Raw genomic sequence first — 21197 nt, 5'->3', positions numbered from 1 at the left:
CGGTACCTCCTCGGCTATCCCGTCCAGCTGTACACCGAAACCCAGTCCAGCAACAGATGCCCGTTGCTGTTTCCGGTGCCGTTGGTCTCGGTCTGCAGTTCCCAGCGCATCGGACCCGAGGGAACCCACTTGGTGCTGTCCAGAACCACGGTGTTGTCGAGGATGTAGCGAACGCGGCCCGGGGACCACTCGATGGTGTACGTGTGCCAATCGGTGAAGTTCGCGCCGATGTTCCGAGCGACGTCCTGGCAGCCGCCGACGCACGAACCGGCACCCGAGTAGTGATGGAAGCCGCCGACCTGCCCCGCGAGACTTCCTTCGGGGAAGTCCATTTCACCGTCCGCAGGCCATCTTTCGGACTGCGGCCACAGCAGCCACGCAACGTAGTACTCGGCCAGAGTTGCCGAATCGACCTTGAATCGCGCTGTGTATCTTCCGTATGTCTGGTTCTGCCCTGCCGCGTTGATCACCGGCGAGACGCTGGCACCGGCCGGGACACCGTCGACATTGTGCAATCCGTAATCGAGCAGGCCGTCGTGCGTGGACAGCACGGCGTCCGCTCGGTACGGGCGCTTCTGATAGGTGTCCTTGTAGCACTTGGGGTACGTACGCCACTGCTGATTCTGAGCACCGACGTAGACGATCTTGGTGGGATCGCAGTCGTTGGCCCAACTGCCGACGGCGGAAGGCTTCGCGAAGTCGTCGACGAAGATCTGCTTCCAACCGGGTAGGTCGCCCACCGGAGCGGCTACCCCGCTGGGCGTGGTGGACGGAATGGTCGGTGGCGTCGTGGGCGGCGTCGTCGTGGGCGGTGTCGTCGGAAACGGCGTGGTCGCGGTGATCCACTTCTGAGCAGCAGACCCGTTGCATTTCGCCAACACCGGTCGGTTTCCGTTGACCTCACGCGAATTCTGAATGCACAGGCCGGTCTTCTGCAGCAACGAGATCGAGCCGTCCCCACGGATCGACCATTGCTGCGCGGGCTTGCCGTTGCACGCCCACGTCGTCAACGCGACTCCGGCCGCCGCGTAGCCCGATGCCGGCGACAAGCATCGGCCCTGCACTCGAATCGTGGCGTCCTCGGTACCGGTCCACGTCTGCGCGCCGGTACCGTTGCAATCCCAGATCTGGACGGGATTGTTCTGTCCGGTGAGACCGCCCTTGTTGTCCAGGCAGAACCCTGCGGGCGTCTTGATCTGTCCCGAGGTGGCGGCCGCGGCCTGTGGCGCGTGAACTACGAAAGCCGAAAGTAATACGGTGGTTCCGAGCGTCACCAAGGAACGCTTCAGAACAGCACGGCCTGAAACAGTCATGGTTTCATCCTTCGAGAGACCGAACATCGCATTGGATACACGGCGGATAAATACAATTGATTGCCGGCATCTCGAATCATAGGGATGATTCAGACATTGCGCAGTGAATTCGCATTCACCCTTAAACGCCTGGTCAGAGGCATAATTCAAAGAAATACGACCGGTACGAATTAGAGATTGAATATTAAACTAGTTGCTCCGAATCGAAAATCTCTTCACACGAATCGAATTGTCGAGCAAATCGTGCATCTGGACTTTTTACGACGTCATACCGATCATTTCGCTGGCAAACGAGCGCATCGCCAGCCCCGTGCAGGATCCGGCGCGACAATTCGAGGGACGGTGCGCACAGCATCGCGGCTTCCCGAGCACCGGGTCCGGAAAGCGGCACCGAACACCCTCTGTACGGTGGAGCGAAGGACCTCGACCGCGCATCACAAGGGAAAGGAACTTCATGGATCGGCCACAGAGGCTGGAGAAAGACCCGAACAAAGGCTTCGTAGCGCTGCTGGGCTGGAGTTTGGCCGCAGTGGAAGCCCTGGACGCGTTCGATCGACGCTACGTCGTCGTCGCGCCAGAGTGGGCCGAGGCGTACTGCACCGAGCATGACATTCCGTACCTACCGTGGAACTTCGAGCGACTCAACGACAGGTCGCTCGAGATCGCGGAGACTCTCCGAGACAAAGGCGTCGATGTAGCGATACCGCTGTACGAGGAGACAGTCGAGTGGGCCGGTGCCATCAATTCCGTGCTGCTGGGCAATCCGAGGTTGTTCGGCCAGGCGATGCTGCTCCGAGACAAGGCACTGATGAAGCGCCGCGCACAGCTCGGTGGCATTCGTGTCGGCATCTTCGAGGAAGCACACGATCGTGAGGACGTCATCCGCTTTCTGCGTCGGGTGAACCAGACGCTGCTCAAACTCGACGGCGACCCGAACGACCCCATCCACCTCAAGGCCTTCGACAAGGCAGGATGCCTGGGCCACCGCGTCATTCGGACCCCCGACGAAGTCGACTCCATCCCGGACGAGGAGTTCCCGGTACTGATGGAGTCGCATCTCGACGGCTGGGAGTTCGCTGTCGAGGCGTGGATCCACAACGGAAAGATCAAGTTCCTCAACATCTCCGAGTACGTCACGCTCGGGTATTCGGTGTTCGTCCCCGCGACGCCGGAGCTCGAGAAGTACCGCGAGCAGATCACGGTTCAGATCGAGAAGCTCATCAAGGCGTTCGACATCGAGTTCGGGTTCATCCATCCGGAGTACTTCGTCACCAGCGACGGAGAGATGTACTTCGGCGAGGTTGCCTACCGCCCACCAGGTTTCAAGGTGTTCGAGCTCCTCGAGCGGGCGTACGGCTTCAACGCTTACCAGGGCCTGGCTCTCGCCTTCGACCCGAAGACCACCGAAGAAGAGATCGACGCCTTCTTCCCGCGCGAGGTGGTCGATGCCACCGGTCACGCGGGATGCTTCGGTGTGTACCCACGGCGACGCGTCGTCAGCGATCTCGTCATCCCCGACGTGACCGCCGACGACGACTACTACGAGACCAACGACCTGTCGGCACCGGTCGAGGAAACCGTCACCAAGAGAACGGCTTTCGGTACCCACTGGGGCTTGCTGTACTTCTTCGGCGATGATCCGTACCGGATGCGCGACCTGCTCAAGCAACAGGAAGAACTGGACTTCTACGTGTGAAGCAGCAACTCGGCAACGACCACGAACCCACGACGCAGACGATGAACGACGCTGCACCGATCGACAAGGCTCTGGTGTCGCGGCTGGCGCAACTCGATCACGCCGTCGACGCGCTGGCCGCCGCACCGGAGTTCAGCAAGAGCACCAAGGTACGACGGGTTCTGGATTCTGTGCACCGAGTGTTGTTGCAGCCCGGCGGTTGTGGCGCGGTACGCGAACGCGCCGCGGTGCTGGAGAACGCCGGGCTGTTCGCCGGTACGGACTGGGCGCAGCCGGACATTCTCGTTCCCGCGTTCGTGGGTCCGAGCCTGCGCAGTGGCAACGACGACACCGTGGTTCTCGAAGCAGCCAGCGAGTTGCGGATGGTCGCGATCGTCGCCGGTGAGTACGAGCATCCCGCAGTGACAGCTGACGATGCGCGACGCTTCCTCTCCCAGGTACTCGCCCTGAACCTCGAGGTGTTGTTCACCCCGCCCTCGGAATCGGAACGAGTCCGTTCGGGTCGGACAGCACATCTGATCCGCGATCTCTTCGGCTACGTTGCCGGGGAAATCGGCTACGACAGTGTGCTGGACGAATTGCTCGAAGAGATCTGGCGGATTCTGCGTCAGCGTCCGATCCAGGTCGACACCATCAAGTCCATGGTCACGCGCATTGCGATCTATCGCGACGACCCGACCGTCGATCTCGGCACGTCCGGTCAGGGACTCGATCGGTTGACCACGGCGTTGTTCGGCACCACGGACGCGTGCCGCGAGGACCCGGGCGTGGAGGTCTACCGGAACCGGCTCGAGGCCATGGACGTCGAGGCACTGCAGTTCGAGGCCCGCGGTTTCGCCCGGGCGATGCACGACACCGGTCTCGTTTCGCCGTACCACGCCACACTCACGCAATATCTCGTCGACCACTACTCGTATGTCCTGCCCGAGGCCTTGGGGCTGTCCGACACCGGGCGTACGTGCCTCACTCGCTACCCGGAATTGGTCCACCGTCTGATCGAAGAAACCGTGTATCCCGAGACGGCGCAAAGTCTCTACGGATTGGCACTGCTCCTCGACCGCGGAATCCTGCATCAGCCGCCGATCGTGCCGTCCCTGTGGCGTCAGCTATCGCTCACCCTCGCGCCCGCAGTGCGAGAACGCTTGATCACCACTTTCGGTCCGGTTCCGGCACCGGAGTCGCGATTGCTCGGTGGGCTGCTCTCCATGCTCGGTCAACCGCTCGGTGTCGGCCAGGGCGACAATCCCACGTGCCAGTCGGCGCGCGCGCTGTCGATGTGGGCGTACAACGATCCCGACTACCTGCTGCAGATGGTGGTGTGGGCGGCACGAGACGAAGAGATCGTCATGCACTTCGAGGGCCAGTCGATCTCGTCCGTCGACAGCGAAAGTGGTGTCGCGACCTCGGATCCGGTCGATCTGGACCCGGCATCGCTGATTCTGGTTCCGCACCTGGACCGGATCTACGCCGAGATGGTCCGACGCTGCGCCGACAGACCGGGCGATCCGCATCGCTGGGTCAATCCCGAGTTCCACGGGTGGTGGTCGGCCCGCGAGTTCCATATCGACGTGGACGTCGCGACCGGAAATCTGGTCGATCTCGATGGTTTCCTGCGGCAGTTCCATGCCGCTTATCACCCCGAGTACAACGGCCATCAGCCGCTGATCCACCCGCAACCCGCCGGGGTGGCCGTAACCGACAGCGCTGCACGGTATGTGGGGTGGCACGCCATCGCCATTCTGCGTGTTGCCCCCGATCCCGACGGCGTCATGCGGGTCTACTTCTTCAATCCCAACAACGACAGTGGGCAGGATTGGGGTGACGGAGTCGTCGTCGGAACGGCAGGGAACGGCGAACGCGCGGGCGAAGGCTCGTTACCGTTCGAGCAATTCGCGTCTCGCCTGTACATCTTCCACACGGATCCGTTGGAAAAAGGTGAGCCGGAGAAGATTTCGAACGCGGACATCGACACGATCGTCGGTTACATCGAACGCAGTTGGGGTGCCGAGCGCTCGGCGCGGGCCGCGTATCAGCCGTTCCAGGAGTAGACCGAGACCCAGTCCAGGATCAGATTGCCCTCACTGTTTCCGTCCCCCTTGGTTTCGGTCTGCAGCTCCCATCGCATCGGTGTGGACGGTACGAAGTCGGTCGAGTCCAACACGACCGTGTCGTCGAGGAGGTACCGGATCCTTCCCGGTGACCATTCCATGGTGTAGGTGTGCCAGTCGGTGAACTGCGCGCCGATGTCGAGGGCGGGCGTTTTGCACCCGTCGGCACACGAGCCTTCGCCCGAGAAATGATGGAACCCACCGACGTTGCCCGACAGCGCACCTTCCGGGAAATCGAACTCGCCGTCGTACGGCCAATTCTCGGATTGCGGCCAGAGCAGCCATGCCGCGTAGTACTCGGACAGATCCGGTGAATCGACTTTCAGACGCGCCGAATATCTTCCGTACGTCTGATACTGGTCGGCACCGATCAGTGGGGAGATACTCGCTCCGGCCGGAACGCCGTCGACCTGACCGAGGTGGTACTGCAGAGCGCCGTCGGCAGTGGACAGCACTGCATCGGGCCGATACGGCCGTTTGTCGTAGGTGTCGGGATAGCACGACGGATACGTGCGCCACCGCTGGCCCTCGGCTCCGGTGTAGACGACCTTCGAGGGGTCGCACTGATTGGACCAACTGCCGGTGGCGGACGGGGCGGTGAACTCGTCGACGAATATCTGCTTCCAGCCGGGCAGATCCCCGGTGGGTGCAGCAATTCCGCCGGGGTTGTCGGCGGTCGGTTCTGCGGCCGCTACCGGTGTCCACGTCTGCACCGACGAGCCGTCGCATTCGGCCAGCACGGCCACACGCCGAGAGGTCTGCCGTGCGTCGTCCGCGAGACAGAGGCCGGTGCCCGTCAGAGCGATCGCACCGGATTCGCCCGCCGTCCAACCGGCGACCGCACTGTCGTCGCAACTCCCGAGGACAACAGGTACACCGGCTGCGGCCTCGCCGTTCTTCGGCACCAGGCACTGCGATTGCGACCGAACCGTGCCGTCGGCCTCGGCGACTACTTGCTGTGCCGGCGTTCCGTTGCACGTCGCGAGACGGACGGTGTCGGTGTCACTTCCATCGAGGCAGAGCTTGTCGGGAGACTCGATCTGCCCGGTGAAGGTCACTGCAGACGGTGTGTCCGCGTCCGTGGTCGAGTCCCCGGAGAACACGCCGCAGCCCACGACGAGTACGGACACGATCGCCAGCGTCCCCGTAGCGACAAGAGTCCTCCCCGTGCGGCAACCGCTACCCCACCGACCGAGACGCGAACGTGCACGAACAATCCGCATCGGGGTCGTCCCCATCGTTGCCTCCAAAGTGACGATCCGTCCCAGCCGAGGGTACAGATCGTCAGCAGGAGCAACTTTCGAGAAGCTTACGGAGCGAGATCAGTCCTTCTTGTCGAGCGATTCGGGCTTGTGCACTGCGTCCTTTCCGGACTTGTCACTTTCGACGCGGTACTGCGGGTCGTCTTTCGAGGCCTTGACCTTGCGGCCGGCGGCTTCGGTCTCGGAGGTGATCTTCTCCTGCACCGTTCCCTCGGTGGTAGTTCCGTGGGTCTGCCATTCGACCTTGTCGCCCTTGTGCAAATCGTCCTTCGACATGTTCCGGTGATCCCTTCGTCGGTGGTCTGTCCATCGACACTTACCCACGAGCGCGTCGGCGCAATCAGCTGGTTCCCAGAGCCGGAGCCAGTGTGGTGAACCAGGCCTCTCGCAACTGGTCCTCGAACAGCGGCCAGGTATGCGCACCTTCGTCGCGCATGGATACCGTCGCCGGAACGTCGGCCCGACGCAGGGCGTCGACGAAGATGGACGTGCAGTAGTTGACCATCGCTTCGACCGCCATGCCGCCGAACGGTGGAACGGCACCGTCGGGAATGCGATCCACGGCGCCGGGCGCACCGCGTGACGAGCTCACGTACACCGCCGTTCCACGAAGTCGTTCGACGTTGAGCGACGGGTCGTGGTCTCGCCATCCCTGACTTCCCGGCAACCCCCACATGTTGAACGGATTGTTGAGCCCGCCGGCGATCATGGCCGAGATGCCGGCGGTGGCAAGCGGATTGGACGGTGCCGGGCATCCACTGAACGACGCGGCGGCGTCGAACACGTCGGGAGCCTGGATCGCCAGATCCAGCGCCGGGCCACCGCTCATCGACAGCCCCGCGACGCCGCGCTTGCCCGTCGAGCCGTAGGCGGCGTCCACGGCCGCGGGTAGTTCACGGCTCAGATAGGTCTGCCAGAGGTTGGTCCCCAGCACCGGATCGGTTGTCTGCCAATCGGTGTAGAAGCTGAACCGACCGCCGATCGGTGCGACGACGGTGACATTCTTGTCGAGAAAGAACTTCTCCACTCCCGAGTTGTTGAGCCAGCCGACCCCGTCCTCGTTGCCGAGGGCACCGTTCAGAAGGACGAGCGTGGGCGCGGGCCCACCTCCGGGTGAGTGCAGCACCTCGTTGGAGATGACCCGATTCATGGACGGAGAGAACACGTTCAGCACCGCGCGCGTTGCCGACACCTGGTGGATTCCGACGGCCCCGGCAGCCGCGTCGGCCGATCCGGTACTACCCGGCAGCGCCTGCGCCGGGTTTCCGGCCAACACTATCGACGCCAGTACGGCCGCCGTCACCACCACGGTGGATCGCGTCAGCTTCTTTCTCATCTGTCCCACAGGCAACATCAGCACCATACGAGGGTTGCACGAATTCCGCTTTCGACCGCTAACGATCCGATTACAAAACCGCCCGGTCCGTTCGCTGTTTTGGGCTACCGCTACGAACCTGCGGTACGAATTCGAGTGGCGCGCAGCGTCAGGTGATGTCGCTCGGCCACCGAGGACGCCGACTCGGCCGCCCGCACGAACAGCTCGGCCGCCAACCGGAGATCGCCGGCCTTCTCGTGCAGATGCGCAGCCACCGCGTGGTACCGCGGTACTGCGGAATCGACGGCGGCGAGCGCCGCGAGTCCGGCGGCCGGGCCGTCCGCTTCCCCCACCGCGACAGCTCTGTTGAGCCGTACTACCGGACTGTCGGTGATCGCGAGCAACTCGTCGTACCACTCGACGATCTGTACCCAGTCCGTGTCCTCCACCCGTTGCGCATCGGCATGCAGGGCGGCAATGGCGGCTTGTATCTGGAACTCGCCCAGCCGATCCCGAGCGAGCGCCGCCTGCAGAATCCGAACTCCCTCGGCTATCGAGACGGTGTCCCAGCTCGACCGATCCTGCTCGGCCAAGGGAATCAGCCCGCCGTCGGAGCCTGTTCTCGCAGCGCGCCGGGCGTGGTGCAACACCATCAACGCCAACAGTCCAGCGGTCTCCGCGTCGTCGGACAGGGTCGCGAGCTGCCTCGTCAACCTGATCGCCTCGGCCGCGAGATCGACGTCGCCGGTATACCCCTCGTTGAATACCAGGTACAGCACCCGCCGAACCGTCGCGAGGTCGCCCGGAGAGTCGAAACGAACGTCGCGCACCGCCCGTTTGGCTCGGCTGATGCGCTGGGCCATGGTTTTCTCCGGCAGCAGATACGCCTGCGCGATCTGCCGCGTCGTCAGACCCCCGACGGCACGCAACGTCAGCGCTACCGCTGCTGCGGGTGTCAGCACCGGGTGCGCGCAGAGGAAGAACAACTGCAGTGTGTCGTCGACGCCGTGGACACTGCCCGGTTCCGGCTCGGCCGCAACCCGGTTCTCTCGATCCCGTCGAGCCTTCTCCGATCGCTGGGCGTCGAGAAATTTGCGCCACGCCACGGTGACGAGCCACCCCTTCGGGTCGGACGGCGCGTCACCCGCCTCTGCCGACGCTCCCCACACCGATGCCGCCTGCACCAGCGCCTCCTGGACGGCGTCCTCGGCCGCCGCGAAATCTGCTCCGCGGTGGACGAGGACGCCGATCACGGACGGAGTCAGCATCCGCAGCGCGTGAGGATCCACGAGTGCCGTCACTCTTCGATCGTGGCGGGGGCCTCCATGAACGGACGCAGCTCGAGCCATTCGCCGATCGGCTTACCACCGGCACCGGGTGCTGCCGAGAGCTGCCCGGCGAGTTCGAGTGCGCGGTCGTAGGACTCGACGTCGATGACCATCCAGCCTGCGATCAAGTCCTTGGTCTCCGCGAACGGACCGTCGGTGACCGGGGGCTTTCCGACCCCGTCCGACCGCACCCACGTTCCCTCGGGGGCCAGGGCCTGCGCGTCGACGAACTCGCCCGTCTTCTCGAGCTCGGCGGCGAAGTCTTGCATGAACTGAATATGGTCGTGCACTTCGGCCGGGGTCCACCGGTCCATCGGAATCCAGCCGGCAGGCTCGGGGGCCCCGCGGTAATGCTTGAGCATGAGGTACTTGGCCATGATGTCTCCTAGCGTCGGATGCAGTCATTCTTTCTGCATTCGCCCCTGGGACGGAGCCGGTCGGCCGATATCTACACACTCGACCGAGAAACTTCACCGCATCGTGCGTCCGACCGAGCCGAGCATCTGGGTTGCCTCGACCACGCGGGCTGCCATGGCCGACTCGGCCGGCTTGCCCCACGATCGGGGGTCGTAGGCCTTCTTGTTGCCGTACTCGCCGTCGATCTTGAGAACCTGGTCGTACTTGCCGATCATGTGGCCCGCGATGGACCTGGTGAACGCGTACTGGGTGTCGGTGTCGATGTTCATCTTGATCACCCCGCTCGCCACTGCCGACGCGATATCGGCGGCACTCGAGCCCGATCCACCGTGGAAGACCAGATCGAACGGCTTGTCCTTTCCGGTTTCGGCACCGATGACCGACTGGATCTCGTCGAGAATCTCGGGACGTAGATGTACCGAGTCCGGGTTGTAGACACCGTGGACGTTGCCGAAGGTCAGCGCCGTCATGTAGCGACCACGCTCGCCTGCACCGAGCGCGGCGATCGTGGCGCGGGCGTCGTCGACGGTGGAGTACAGCTGCTCGTTGATCTCGTGAGACACCCCGTCTTCTTCCCCGCCGATCACTCCCACCTCGATCTCGAGAATGGTGTCGGCCTGCACCGACAGATCGAGCAGTTCGCGTGCGATACGCAAGTTCTCGTCGAGCGGCACGGCGGAGCCGTCCCACATGTGTGATTGGTACAGCGGTGCCAGGCCGCGCGAGCGTCGTTCGATCGCGTCGGACAGCAGTGGGCGCACCCAATCGTCGAGGTTCTCTGCGGGGCAGTGATCGGTGTGCAGGGCCACCGAGATCGAATAGTGTTGCGCCACTTCGTGGGCGTACTGCGCGAGCGCCTTGGAGCCGGCGAAGCGGTTCTGCACGGCATTGCCGGACAGGTACAGCGCGGTACCGACCGACACCTGGATGATGCCGTCGCTCTCGGCTTCGGCGAATCCCTGCAGCGCCGCGTTGAGGGTCTGTGAGCTGGTGACGTTGATCGACGGGTACGCGAACCCGCCCTCCTTCGCGCGGTCCAACATGGCGACGTACTGTTCCGGACTGGCAATCGGCATGGGCTGTTCTCTCTTTCGGGTGCGGCTGGTCTTCAGCGTGTTGCTGCAGCGCAGCCGCACGAATTGCGGTGGGTGAACGTAGTCGGTACCGAAATGGATCGCGGCGCGTCGTCACGGCCTTCGATTCGACCGATCAACAGGTCGGCAGCGGTTCTGCCGATGGTCTGCACGTCCTGCGCGGCGGCCGTCAGGCGCGGCTCGAACAGATCGGACCACTCGAAATCGTCGTAGCACACGAACGCCAGGTCGTCGGGAATCGACAAACCAAGGCCGCGAACTGCTTTGAGGGAACCGATGGTCATCGAGTTGTTCATCGACACCAGAGCCGAAGGCCGGTCCGAACCCGTCAGCAGTCGACGTACCTCCGTCTCGGCCACCTCGACATTGGACCTTCCCTCGAGAATCAACCGAGGGTCGACATCGATTCCCCGGTCGGCGAGCGCCCTGGCATAACCTGCGAAACGCTCTGTGGTGGACGAGATTCCCTCGATGCCGCGGACGATCGCAATTCGGTCGTGTCCGGAGTCGAGCAGATGGGCCGTCAGCTCGTACGCGGATTGCTCGTTCTCCGGGCCCACCTGATCGCACGGGATATCCAGCATACGGTCGATCAGCACCAGAGGTGTTCCGCTGCGCATGATCTCGGGAATCGTCGACTCCTCCGAGCCGGCCGCAGGCGCAAGGATCATGCCGTCGACCTGACGGTCCAGCAGAGAATCGGTGACGCGCCGCTCCGACGTCGGCTCGTCGTGCGAGTCACCGAGAATCAACACGTAACCGGCCTCCGACAACCGCTGCTCGACGGCATAGACGAGGCTGCCGAAGTACGGATTGGTCAGCGCCGCGATCGACAGTCCCACCGTGTGGGTTCGACCGGCCGCGAGAGAACGCGCCACGACGTTACGCCGGTATCCGATCTCGACGATGGCAGCGTCGACGCGTTGCCGGGTCGCCGGGTTGACCTTACGAGTTCCGTTGAGCACGTGCGAGACCGTCGACACCGACACTCCGGCGATCCGAGCGACGTCGTCCATGGTGGGCATGTCAGTCGTCTCCGTGGGTATCGGACGCCGGCGGTCTCATGTCAATCGCAGGATTCGATCGGCGCGCTGGGCGGTCGACCCGATGAGCTCGGCGTTGCGTTCGTCCGAACCCAATGCCCAGAACTGCGCTTCCTCGGGTGATTTCCCGTACGCCTCGTGCCGCGCCACGAGACGCTCGTGCCGAACGGCCGTGTGCGGAGCCAGGAACCACACCTCGTCGATCATCTCCCGTGCAGCAGGCCATGCGTCGGATTGCATCAGCAGGTAGTTGCCCTCGGTGATCACCAGCGGAACGTCCGACGGGACCGGTACGGCGGACCCGATCGATTCCTCGATCTCTCGCCTGAACTTCGGTGCGTACACCAGCGGATCGCCGGGGCGTTGATCGTGAATCGCGGCGACGAGACGCGCATAGCCGCCGTCGTCGAAAGTATCGTGTGCGCCCTTGCGATCGAGCCGGCCCAGTTCGATCAACACCTCGTTGGCCAGGTGGAATCCGTCCATCGGAACCAGCACCGAAAGCTCGGGTCCCAGTGCATCCACCAACTGCTGTGCCACGGTGGACTTTCCGGCACCCGGTGCACCGGTCAGGCCGAGTATGTGCCGCTCTCCCGGCACGGCGAGCCGCCCGGCCAGCTCCACGAGTTCGTCGAGGGATGCTTCCTGCACCTGTCGGTCATTGCTCACTGTTGTCGCTTTCGAGTACGTGGGTGGGAAGTTCGCGTAGCCACGCCCTGGGGCCTATGACCGAACAGCGCAGCGCGGCAACGCGAGCCGACCGTCGGATACGTTCCTGCACGGAGCCGAACTGCGTCGAGTAGTACGCGTACGCACCGTGGAAGACGTCGCCGGCTCCCAGTGTATCGACCACGGTGACCGCCTCGACGGCCACGGAGCCGGAGTTGCCCTCGGACCAGAATTCGACGGGCTCTCCGCCGTGGGTGGTGACAACCGTGCGTACGCCCGAGCGCACCAACGTCGCCGCGGTGGCAGCTGTGTCCGACGCTCCGGGCGTGCGAAAGTCCGCTGAGCACACCATGTCCGTGACGAACGGAATCAGCTCGCTCATCACGGGTTTCCAGCGTCCGGCGTCGACGACCGACGTGGTATCCCGCGCCGCCGCATGTTCCACGGCGGCGCGGGCGATCAGGGGGTGGTGGCCGTCGACGAGTACGACGTCGGCACCGGCGAGCACGGCATCGAGATCGTTCGGCGGCGCGGCGTCGGAGTGCACGGCGTCGGCCGAGACGACCGACCGGTCTCCCGTCGACTCGATCACTGTCACGGCCGACACTGGTACAGCTCTCACGGTGCCCGCGATCGAGTCGATCACGCGCACATCGCATTCCGCAAGTTCTGCCTTGATCAAGGCAGCCACCGGATCGTCCCCGAGCGCAGTGACGAGAACGGCCGTACCACCCAGTGCGGCGAACGTGACGGCGGCGTTGGCGGCAGGACCGCCGGCCGCAACGAACTGCGCGTTCGACGTGATCTTCTGGTTCGACGCCGGCGGCGACGACACTCGATGAATCACATCGAGTGTCGCCAGCCCGACGAAAACGCCGACCGGGCGAGACGCATCAGAGGCCGGCGCGTTCCTCATCGGTCGGCTCCTCCGCGCCGGTCATGAGCGCGACGACCTCGGACATGGTGCGCTTCTTCGGATCCACGACGCCTGCGCGTTTGCCTAGGCGGTGGATGTGGATGCGGTCGGCGACCTCGAACACGTGCGGCATGTCGTGGCTGATGAGCACCACGGGTATCCCACGGTCGCGAATCGTTCGGATCAGGTCGATCACCATGCCCGATTCCCGCACGCCCAGAGCTGCGGTCGGCTCGTCCATGATGATCACCCCGCGGCCGAATGCCGCTGCTCGCGCCACTGCGACGCCCTGACGCTGCCCACCGGACAACGTCTCGACGGCCTGGTTGACCGACTTGATGCCGATCTTGAGGTCCTGCAGATGCTTCGACGACTCGTCGCGCATTCTCGGCATGTCCAATCGCCGAAAGATGCTGCCGCTGATGCCTTTGCGCTTGATCTCGCGTCCGAGGTAGACATTCGAGGCGATGTCGAGCGCAGGAATGACGGCCAGGTCCTGATAGACCGTCTCGATCCCGGCCGCCCGGGCATCGCGGGTGTTCTTGAACGACACGGGCGAGCCGTTCATCAGGATCTCTCCCGAATCCGGAATGACAGCTCCGGCCAAAGCCTTGATGAGACTTGACTTTCCGGCACCGTTGTCACCGATCACTGCCAGTACCTCACCGGCCCGCAGCTCGAAATCCGCGCCGTTGATGGCCGTCACGCTGCCGTAGGTCTTGACCAGACCACGTGCTTCCAGAGCGAGGGGGGCAGTCACTGTGACCTCCTGCGTGCGAATTGATCGACGGCCACCGCGACGATGACGAGAATGCCGGTCGCGACGTTCTGGTACAGGCTGTCGACGCCGGCCTGGGTGAGCCCGTTGCGCAGCACCCCGACGATCAGAGTTCCGATGAGAGTCCCGATGACGGTGCCGCGGCCACCGAACAGGCTGGTTCCACCGATGACGACCGCGGTGATCGTTTCGAGGTTGGCGTTCTGATAGGCGTTCGGGTCGGCATTGGGGATTCGTCCGAGCGCTGCCCATGCCGCGATCGCGGCGATGACACCGGTGACGATGTAGACCGAGAACAGCACGCGACCGGACTTGATGCCGGAGCGGTCCGAGGCCTGCGGGCTACCACCCACCGCGTATATGTGCCTGCCCCAGGATGTTTGGGACAGTGCGTACCACATCACGGCGTACACGAGCAGCATCACCACCACGCCGTAGGTGGTGGAAAAACTGCCGATTTTGAACGACGTCCCCAGCAGTGTCAGCGGCCCGCTCGGCACCTGGTAGGTCTCGGAGCCGGCCAGCAACCTGGTGGCTGCCTGGATCGCGGTGAACGTGCCGAGTGTGACGATGAACGGCGGCAGTCGCAGCATCGTCACCAAACCGCCGTTGATCGCGCCGAACGCCACGCACACGGCCAGTGTCGAGCCGAGCGCCACCACCGGGCCGTTGGCACCAGCGGTCTGCGCCATGACGATGGTGCCCATCACGGCCACCGCGCCGATCGACAGATCGATACCGGAGGTGAGGATGATGAGCGTCTGGCCGACGGCCAGAATGCCGACCACCACCGACTGCTGCAGAATCAGAGAAACGTTCTGCGGGTTGAGAAACGAGCTCGAAATCGAGCTGAACACGATGATGGCGATGACGAGCGCGGCCATGGGCCCGAGCAGCGGTTCACGCAGGATGGTTCCCACGTTGAACCGGCTCGGAGCCTTGGGAGGCGCGGCGGTATCGGTGCTCACGAATCAGTTCCTGGTCCTCGACGGATTTCTGCGATCAGCCCCAGCAATTCGCTTCGCCCCATGCGGTGTCCTGGGATTCGATTCCGGCAACAGGCTTGTCGGTGACCAGCTGTGAACCGGTGTCGTTGAAGCCACTGGGCTTGGTGCCGTCCTGGGCGAACTTGACCACAGCGTCGACGCCCTGCTCGGCCATCTTCGCCGGGAACTGCAGCACCGTCGCACCGATGATGCCGGACTTGACGTTCGCGATACCGGTGCAGCTACCGTCGATCGAGCCGATGGTGATCTGATCGGCGCGGCCTGCGGACTGAATCGCCTGGTAGGCACCCGCCGCGGCGGGCTCGTTGATCGTGTAGAGCGCATTGACACCCGGAGCGCGCTGCAGCAGGTTCTCCATGGCCGTCTGCGCCTTGGTCTGGTCGCCGTTGGTGTTCTCCTGGCCGACGATCTCGGGAGAGCTGTCGGTCAGGCCCATTCCTTCGAGGAAGCCGTCGTGACGGAACGTGTCGACGGTGCCGCCCGCGGTGCCGTCGAGCATGATGACCTGGGGTGCAGTGGTTCCCAACGTGCCCTTGACCCATTCGCCCTGGCTGACGCCTGCCGCCTTGTTGTCGGTGGCGAACGTCGCGTCCACCGCGTCCTCGGGGTCGGTGGCCGTATCGAGGGCGATGACGACGACGCCTGCGTCGCGTGCCTTCTTGATCGCGTCGAGGACTCCGGTGGAGGAGTTCGGGGTGATCAGAATGCCTTTGACACCCTGGCCGACCAAGTTCTCGATCGCCGCGACCTGACCCTCGTTGTCACCGTCGAATGCACCTGCGAGAGCGACCAATTCGGCTCCACTGGAGTCCGCCTTGGCCTGAGCTGCCTCACGAAGCTTCACGAAGTACGGATTGGAATCCGTCTTGGTGATGAGTCCGACCTTGACGCTGTCCGAATCCGAACCGCTGCATGCGGTCAGTCCGAGCACGAGGGAACCGGCCATCAACGCGGTTCCGATCGTCAGCGTGGTCTTCCGACGGTGATTGAACATCTGGACTCCCTTGTCCTCGCTACGCAGGTCGCGTCGCTCGATTGCAGGAGCGTACGACCAATACAAGCGCTTGCGCATGCGCTTTCGCGAAATAGTTCCGAAAACTTTTCCGACCGGCCGGCGTCAGCTCGTCATCACGCCGCTCAGCCCCAGTTCCCGCAAACGCGCGCGCGTTTGCCATCCGCGCGCGGAATAGTGCCCGATCGCCCCGCTATTCCGCGCGCACCCAACGAATGCGCGCGCGTTTGCGGAGCCGACAGTCCCCGCTCCGGCCCCGCCGCCCCGGTCCTGCGCCGCCCCAGTTCCCGCAAACGCGCGCGCGTTTGCCATCCGCGCGCGAAATAGTGCCCGATCGCCCAGCTATTCCGCGCGCATCCAACGAATGCGCGCGCATTTGCGGAGCCGATCAGTCCCCGCCCCGGCCCCGCCGCCCCTAGTCCTCGCAAACGCGCGCGCGTTTGCGGAGCCCCTCAGTCCCCGCTCCGGCCCCGCCGCCCCGGTCCTCGCAAACGCGCGCGCGTTTGCGGAGCTGATCAGTCCCCTCGCGTGCTCGACGAGTCCTCGTCCACCACGGAATTCGGCTCGTCGTACGTGACGGTGATATCTTGGAATCCTTTGTTACGCTGCGCTTCTGCCTGGCCGGTGTAGGAGTTCTTGTCGCCCTCGGTGAGTTCGACGTTGTCGGTGAACGGCGTCAGCAGAGCCCGGGGATGCAGGTGGTCTACGCGCACGGCGTTGATCTCGATGCACAGCACGATCAGCACCGACGCGACGTACAGGAAACCGAGCAGACCGAGGACGATGGCGAAGATGCCGTTGCTTGCGCTCGCGTTGCCCACGACGTAGCGGATGTAGATGCCGCCGAACGACTGCAGCGCCTGCCAGACGACGGCCGCGATCGCCGCACCGGGGAGTACGTCGCGCACGCTCAGGTCCCGCGCGGTGCCGATTCGGAAGGCCGCGGTGAAGACGGCGGCGTTGACCACCACCGCTCCGACGAGTGCGAGCGCACCACCGGCGAACCCGAACACGCCCGAGGACGCGACGCCGTTCAGCACCGTCAGTCCGATGATCGCCGTGCCGACAGTGCTGAGCAGCAACAATCCGCGCAGCCGACCCTTGATGGGGTCCGGTTGCTCGTTGCGCGGCACCGACCACGCGGTGTTCATCGCGTACTGCACGGCCAGCGACACTCCGAGTCCGCCGTACAGCGACCCGACGACGCCGATCACGATGGCCGTGGTTCCGCCACTGAGGCGATCCGGTTGACCGAGCTGGTCACCGATGACCGGGATCTGACTCATCGCCGAGTCGATGATGCGGGTCTGCAGCTCCGGGTCTCCGGCCAGCACGATTCCCAGCAGCGTGGTGAACAGCAGCAGAAGGGGAAACAGCGACAGGAACGAGTAGTAGGCGATCAATGCCGCGAGGTAGCCGCCCCGGTCGTCCATGAATTTGTAGAGCACCGCCAGCGGGAAACCTGCCGAGGGGTGCCTGCGCTGGAAGTTGTCCACCTTCGCGACCATCATCGGTCGAATGTAGCCAGCGGCGAGCCTGCGGAAACGTCGACGCTCCGGCTTTCGGTGTGACCCAGATCTCACAGTCTGGACGTACGCTTCGTCGGTCGAGCTCCGACCAACCCTTCGAGAACAACCCGAACCGAGAAAGGAACTCGCCATGAGCTTCATCGACAAGGCCAAGAACGCAGCAGAGGACGCCATCGGCAAGGCGAAGGAAGTTGTCGGCGACGCAACCGACAACAAGGACCTCGAGGCCGAGGGCAAGAAGGATCAGGGTTCGGCCGGCGTCAAGAAGGTCGGCGAGAACATCAAGGACACCTTCAAGTAACCAGCAGCCCCGGAAGGGTCGTCGATCGAATGATCGGCGGCCCTTCGTGCATCCCGCGATGATGCGCCGCGATACTCACCGGACCACCGCATCGCGAACCGTATAAAATCCATTGATCCGGCCTCGAGGTCGGGACAGGGCGTCCAGAAGCAGGCGCACGATCGAGGATCTCGCCGACGCGACGACGTCGACGGTCCACCGCGCGAGAGGATCGTGTGAATGACTGATTCACCGGCCGAGCAAGACACGTCTCGAACGTCCGAAGCACTGTCGCTCGCGCAGTTCGCTCGATCGCTGCGCGACACTCATCGGTCGATGCCGCAGACGTTGAGTGAGATTCTCCGAATGGCGATTCGGCTCATTCCGGGCGCAACCACCGGATGCATCACCACGGTGAACAAGGGTGAGCGCACAGTCGTCGCATCGACGGACCTGATCGCCGAGAAGCTGTGTCGGTTGCAGTACGAACTCGACGAAGGTCCGATTCCCACCGAGGTCCGACACCTCGACGTCGTCGTGTCCTACGATCTGGCAACCGAACCGCGATGGCCGCAGTTCGCTGCGATGGCCATCGAGGCCGGTTTCAAGTCGCTCTCGGCCTTTCAGCTCTACAGCAACGCCGATGACCTCGGGGCCCTGGTGTTGTACAGCGACGCCACCGGAGCGTTCGACGCCGATGCGGTAGCGATCGGGGAGGCCTTGTCTGCGCATGCTGCCATCGCAATGCTCAGTGCCCGCGACACCGAGCAATTCCGGACCGGCTTGGCCAGCCGGGACATCATCGGCCAGGCAAAAGGCATGATCATGGAACGCTACGACCTCGACGCGGTACAGGCGTTCGACCTACTGGCGAAACTGTCGCAGCAACAGAACCTTCCCTTGCACACCGTTGCCCGCAACCTGGTCGACGCCGACCACCCCACGAACTCGACGTTCTGACCCTTCCGCGGTCACAGCCCTGGCTCCGGCTGGCAGTGCGGACACCACCATGTTCGACGTCGATCGGGGTCGTTCGGCACGTCGGCCTCGACACGAATGACGGTCGCGCACCGCAGACACGGTTTACCGGCCCGACCGGCAACCCAGTGGGTCCGGCCGCGACGAGTGTCGCCGGTGGTGACCTGCATGGCCCCGGGGGTGCTCGCCGAATGCCGCATCGCCCGCTCGAGCAGAGTCACCAATTTCTCCGCGTCGACGCCTGCCGACGGAGCCCAGGGCCACAGTCCACGCAGAAAACACAGCTCGTTCGCCCATAGATTTCCGGGCCCCGCGATGACCCGCTGATCCAGGAGGGTCGAGACGATCGGCCGAGAACCCTGCGCGAGGATGTTCGATGCCGCACGATCGATGTCGAACTCGGCATGCAATGGGTCCGGTCCCAGATGCGCGACCAGCGCATTCATCGAGGCCGTGTACCCGTAGTCGACGACCGGCAACAGGATTCCGTACGCGGTCGGCCCGTCCACCGCGGCCAGCCGCACGCGGACGTCGGGCTGCACCCGCCGCGGTATCGAGCGGCCGGCTCGCACCACCGTCCACGATCCCGTCATGCGGAGGTGAGTGTGCAGCGTGGTGTCGTCGTCGAAATCGGTGAACAGATGCTTGCCGTGCGTCCGGTGCGCGACGACGGTTCGCCCGGCGAGATTCTCGACGGCGTGTGCGGGCACGTTCAGTCGCCCTGCCCGTAGCGTGACGCCGTCCAGCGCTCGCCGCAATCGCGCGGCGAGCGCATGGACGGTGTCACCTTCGGGCATGGTCTCCGAGTATCCCGAGGGCGGCAGAAACAATCGGACCGACCGGCGAGAGCGCGTCGTCCTCCTCGCGTCAGTGCGCGGGCCGCCTGACGTATCCGACCATGAAGTCGACCGCCAGGAAGGCGACCAGGCTGAGCCCCAACAAGGGCAGGAACCAGCCGACGGCCACGGCAGCCGTGGCGAGGAGCACCGCAGAGATCGGCGAGATGCGGCGCAGTCCCCCACGCAGAGGCGGCCGGCCTGCGGTGAGTCCAGCGCTCTTCGTGGGGCGACGCTTCCACCACATCATGTAGCCGCGCACGATGACCGACGCCAAGGCGAGCGAAAGCCCAACCAGGGCAATCTGATTGGCCACGCCGAACAGGGTCCCCATGTGCAACTGAATTCCCCAGGCCGCCAGCTTGGCTGCCACCGGCCAATCGGCGAAGTATTGGGTGTCGATCACCGCGCCGGTGCTGCCGTCGATCGAGATCGAGTTGTTCGACATCACCCAGGGCTGACGGGTTTCGGCGACGACGAACGCCACGTCGTCCGACGCCGGGATCGACGCCTCCACCGCTCCGTCGATGCCGTTCGCTGCGGCAGTGTCGAGCACCGAATCGATGCGGCCGATATTGCTGTCTGTCGCCGACGCATCGGCCGACATGTCCATCGAATGCCCACCGTGGCCGGAGTGATCCCCCGAGTGATCCCCCATGGTCGCCGCGTCGGAGGAACCGATGGTCGTGGCGACGGCAGGGGTCGTCCAGCTCAATGCCGCGCGGAGGTCGGTGACGTTCGCGCCCGCGTAGGTGGACCACGTGAGTCCGGTGGCGGAGAGGAAGATCAGACCTACAGCGATCCAGACACCGGCTACGCCATGCCAGTTCAAGGATCGGTTGCGGCCCTTCGATTCACGATCGAAGGTGAGCAGTGTCGCCCGGTCTCGGTTGCGTCGGTAGCGATCGATCCACAGGTACAGGCCGCCGAGCGCGATCACCCACAACCAGGATGCGGCCAGTTCGCTGTAGATCCGGCCCGGTTCACCGAGGTGCAGGTGTCGGTGCAATTCCGAGATCCACGTTCTGACCGGCAAGGCGCTCGAGGAGCCGTAGACGGCAAGTTCACCCACCGGTGACGCCGTGGCGGGATCGACGAAGACGGCCAGTCGTCGCGATTCGCCGAGGGTCGGGTCGGTGAACAGCACTCGGGTGGTGTCGCCGACTTCGGCGGCGGGTCGCACGGCCGACACGGTCAGATCCGGCCTCTCGGCCTGAGCGGCTCGGATCTGTTGGGCGACCGGGACAGCCGGTCCGGTGGAGTCGACGTGCAGATAGTCGCGGTAGACGAGTTGTTCGATGGTCGGGGCGACGGCGTAGAGGCCGCCGCTGACGGTGGCGATCAGGATGAACGGTGCGATGAGTATGCCCGCGTAGAAGTGCAGACGAAGAATCAGCGGACGCCAGCTGCGAGGGCCGGCCGAACGGGTGGGCGGGGAAGGATCGGCGACGCGTTCCTTTTCCGGTGTGGACATGAGAGCTCGTTTCGTGAAGGCAGGGGTGGGCGCGCGCCGTGGGCACGGGTCGACTCGATGTCGAGCGAATCGTGCTGTGCGCGTGAAGAAATTGCCGCAGCTCTGCTCGCCCCCGCGGTGCAGGAGCGGTCGTGGTGGGAGG

Annotated in this window: 20 protein-coding genes; 4 read left to right on the top strand and 16 right to left on the bottom strand. The window is 64.3% G+C overall.

All coding sequences use genetic code 11. The annotated features are described in order from the left end of the window. Positions 1-14: 14 nt before the first annotated feature. Positions 15-1313: a glycoside hydrolase family 16 protein gene (locus ASH04_RS12350; protein ID WP_057473940.1), complete on the bottom strand. Its 1299-nt coding sequence runs from the start codon at positions 1311-1313 to the stop codon at positions 15-17. 454 nt (positions 1314-1767) lie between these two features. Here ASH04_RS12350 and ASH04_RS12345 point away from each other — a divergent pair, with 454 nt between their 5' ends. Next, entirely contained in the window at positions 1768-3009 is a 1242-nt protein-coding gene (locus tag ASH04_RS12345) for an ATP-grasp domain-containing protein (RefSeq protein WP_027495739.1), read from the top strand. A gap of 41 nt (positions 3010-3050) precedes the next feature. Continuing rightward, complete coding sequence (locus ASH04_RS12340) at positions 3051-5057, top strand: hypothetical protein (RefSeq protein ID WP_057473939.1); 2007 nt, start codon at positions 3051-3053, stop codon at positions 5055-5057. Here the strand turns inward: ASH04_RS12340 and ASH04_RS12335 are convergent. The 13 genes from ASH04_RS12335 to ASH04_RS12275 form a co-directional block, all read right to left on the bottom strand. Continuing rightward, a complete protein-coding gene (locus tag ASH04_RS12335) occupies positions 5039-6247 on the bottom strand; it encodes a ricin-type beta-trefoil lectin domain protein (RefSeq protein ID WP_230592886.1) in 1209 nt (402 codons plus the stop codon). The genes ASH04_RS12340 and ASH04_RS12335 overlap by 19 nt on opposite strands. 192 nt (positions 6248-6439) lie before the next feature. Continuing rightward, positions 6440-6655: a DUF2945 domain-containing protein gene (locus tag ASH04_RS12330; RefSeq protein WP_027495736.1), complete on the bottom strand. Its 216-nt coding sequence runs from the start codon at positions 6653-6655 to the stop codon at positions 6440-6442. A 64-nt stretch (positions 6656-6719) separates the two neighbouring features. Then, positions 6720-7715: an alpha/beta hydrolase gene (locus ASH04_RS12325; RefSeq protein WP_057473938.1), complete on the bottom strand. Its 996-nt coding sequence runs from the start codon at positions 7713-7715 to the stop codon at positions 6720-6722. Positions 7716-7825: 110 nt separating this feature from the next. Continuing rightward, a complete protein-coding gene (locus tag ASH04_RS12320; RefSeq protein WP_082519282.1) occupies positions 7826-8983 on the bottom strand; it encodes an RNA polymerase sigma factor in 1158 nt (385 codons plus the stop codon). An 8-nt stretch (positions 8984-8991) separates the two neighbouring features. Next, positions 8992-9399, bottom strand: coding sequence for a YciI family protein (locus ASH04_RS12315; protein WP_057473634.1), 408 nt, complete (start codon positions 9397-9399; stop codon positions 8992-8994). Between the two features lie 93 nt (positions 9400-9492). After that, on the bottom strand, positions 9493-10515 hold the full coding sequence (fbaA, locus tag ASH04_RS12310) for a class II fructose-bisphosphate aldolase (protein ID WP_057473937.1): 1023 nt from the start codon (positions 10513-10515) through the stop codon (positions 9493-9495). A gap of 32 nt (positions 10516-10547) precedes the next feature. Beyond that, positions 10548-11558 (bottom strand): LacI family DNA-binding transcriptional regulator, encoded by a 1011-nt coding sequence (locus ASH04_RS12305; RefSeq protein WP_032374853.1) that lies wholly within the window; start codon positions 11556-11558, stop codon positions 10548-10550. A 36-nt stretch (positions 11559-11594) separates the two neighbouring features. Then, entirely contained in the window at positions 11595-12245 is a 651-nt protein-coding gene (locus tag ASH04_RS12300; protein ID WP_032366808.1) for a nucleoside/nucleotide kinase family protein, read from the bottom strand. Beyond that, positions 12235-13161, bottom strand: a complete 927-nt coding sequence (locus ASH04_RS12295; RefSeq protein ID WP_027495730.1) for a PfkB family carbohydrate kinase — start codon at positions 13159-13161, stop codon at positions 12235-12237. Before ASH04_RS12295 ends, ASH04_RS12300 begins: the two co-directional genes overlap by 11 nt. Beyond that, positions 13139-13867: an ATP-binding cassette domain-containing protein gene (locus tag ASH04_RS12290; protein ID WP_441344384.1), complete on the bottom strand. Its 729-nt coding sequence runs from the start codon at positions 13865-13867 to the stop codon at positions 13139-13141. Before ASH04_RS12290 ends, ASH04_RS12295 begins: the two co-directional genes overlap by 23 nt. 50 nt (positions 13868-13917) lie before the next feature. Further along, complete coding sequence (locus tag ASH04_RS12285; RefSeq protein WP_027495728.1) at positions 13918-14907, bottom strand: ABC transporter permease; 990 nt, start codon at positions 14905-14907, stop codon at positions 13918-13920. Between the two features lie 34 nt (positions 14908-14941). Next, positions 14942-15940, bottom strand: coding sequence for a substrate-binding domain-containing protein (locus tag ASH04_RS12280; protein WP_027495727.1), 999 nt, complete (start codon positions 15938-15940; stop codon positions 14942-14944). Between the two features lie 533 nt (positions 15941-16473). Then, entirely contained in the window at positions 16474-17466 is a 993-nt protein-coding gene (locus ASH04_RS12275; protein WP_027495725.1) for a YihY/virulence factor BrkB family protein, read from the bottom strand. Between the two features lie 151 nt (positions 17467-17617). On the opposite strand from ASH04_RS12275, the gene ASH04_RS12270 reads away from it, so the two are divergent. Together ASH04_RS12270 and ASH04_RS12265 are read left to right on the top strand one after the other, a co-directional pair. Further along, entirely contained in the window at positions 17618-17788 is a 171-nt protein-coding gene (locus ASH04_RS12270; RefSeq protein WP_008718579.1) for a CsbD family protein, read from the top strand. Between the two features lie 219 nt (positions 17789-18007). Then, on the top strand, positions 18008-18727 hold the full coding sequence (locus tag ASH04_RS12265; protein WP_057473633.1) for a GAF and ANTAR domain-containing protein: 720 nt from the start codon (positions 18008-18010) through the stop codon (positions 18725-18727). An 11-nt stretch (positions 18728-18738) separates the two neighbouring features. Here ASH04_RS12265 and ASH04_RS12260 read toward each other — a convergent pair whose 3' ends face one another. Further along, entirely contained in the window at positions 18739-19542 is an 804-nt protein-coding gene (locus tag ASH04_RS12260; protein WP_057473632.1) for a DNA-formamidopyrimidine glycosylase family protein, read from the bottom strand. A gap of 70 nt (positions 19543-19612) precedes the next feature. Beyond that, positions 19613-21055 carry a PepSY-associated TM helix domain-containing protein gene (locus ASH04_RS12255; RefSeq protein WP_057473631.1) on the bottom strand — a complete coding sequence of 481 codons (1443 nt, stop codon included), beginning with the start codon at positions 21053-21055 and terminating at the stop codon, positions 19613-19615. Positions 21056-21197: the final 142 nt, after the last annotated feature.

This window comes from Rhodococcus sp. Leaf233, from assembly GCF_001426165.1.
GTDB classification, from domain to species: domain Bacteria; phylum Actinomycetota; class Actinomycetes; order Mycobacteriales; family Mycobacteriaceae; genus Rhodococcoides; species Rhodococcoides fascians.
Note: the sequence above shows the minus strand (reverse complement) of the source record. Positions and strands in the feature narration are given on the sequence as shown.

What these genes read in the sequence shown, in the direction of transcription:
- ASH04_RS12350 (WP_057473940.1), bottom strand. Translation starts at nt 1,313, where the DNA reads ATGACTGTTTCAGGCCGTGCTGTTCTGAAGCGTTCCTTGGTGACGCTC.
- ASH04_RS12345 (WP_027495739.1), top strand. Translation starts at nt 1,768, where the DNA reads ATGGATCGGCCACAGAGGCTGGAGAAAGACCCGAACAAAGGCTTCGTA.
- ASH04_RS12340 (WP_057473939.1), top strand. Translation starts at nt 3,051, where the DNA reads ATGAACGACGCTGCACCGATCGACAAGGCTCTGGTGTCGCGGCTGGCG.
- ASH04_RS12330 (WP_027495736.1), bottom strand. Translation starts at nt 6,655, where the DNA reads ATGTCGAAGGACGATTTGCACAAGGGCGACAAGGTCGAATGGCAGACC.
- ASH04_RS12325 (WP_057473938.1), bottom strand. Translation starts at nt 7,715, where the DNA reads ATGAGAAAGAAGCTGACGCGATCCACCGTGGTGGTGACGGCGGCCGTA.
- ASH04_RS12315 (WP_057473634.1), bottom strand. Translation starts at nt 9,399, where the DNA reads ATGGCCAAGTACCTCATGCTCAAGCATTACCGCGGGGCCCCCGAGCCT.
- fbaA (WP_057473937.1), bottom strand. Translation starts at nt 10,515, where the DNA reads ATGCCGATTGCCAGTCCGGAACAGTACGTCGCCATGTTGGACCGCGCG.
- ASH04_RS12305 (WP_032374853.1), bottom strand. Translation starts at nt 11,558, where the DNA reads ATGCCCACCATGGACGACGTCGCTCGGATCGCCGGAGTGTCGGTGTCG.
- ASH04_RS12295 (WP_027495730.1), bottom strand. Translation starts at nt 13,161, where the DNA reads ATGAGGAACGCGCCGGCCTCTGATGCGTCTCGCCCGGTCGGCGTTTTC.
- ASH04_RS12280 (WP_027495727.1), bottom strand. Translation starts at nt 15,940, where the DNA reads ATGTTCAATCACCGTCGGAAGACCACGCTGACGATCGGAACCGCGTTG.
- ASH04_RS12275 (WP_027495725.1), bottom strand. Translation starts at nt 17,466, where the DNA reads ATGGTCGCGAAGGTGGACAACTTCCAGCGCAGGCACCCCTCGGCAGGT.
- ASH04_RS12270 (WP_008718579.1), top strand. Translation starts at nt 17,618, where the DNA reads ATGAGCTTCATCGACAAGGCCAAGAACGCAGCAGAGGACGCCATCGGC.
- ASH04_RS12265 (WP_057473633.1), top strand. Translation starts at nt 18,008, where the DNA reads ATGACTGATTCACCGGCCGAGCAAGACACGTCTCGAACGTCCGAAGCA.
- ASH04_RS12260 (WP_057473632.1), bottom strand. Translation starts at nt 19,542, where the DNA reads ATGCCCGAAGGTGACACCGTCCATGCGCTCGCCGCGCGATTGCGGCGA.
- ASH04_RS12255 (WP_057473631.1), bottom strand. Translation starts at nt 21,055, where the DNA reads ATGTCCACACCGGAAAAGGAACGCGTCGCCGATCCTTCCCCGCCCACC.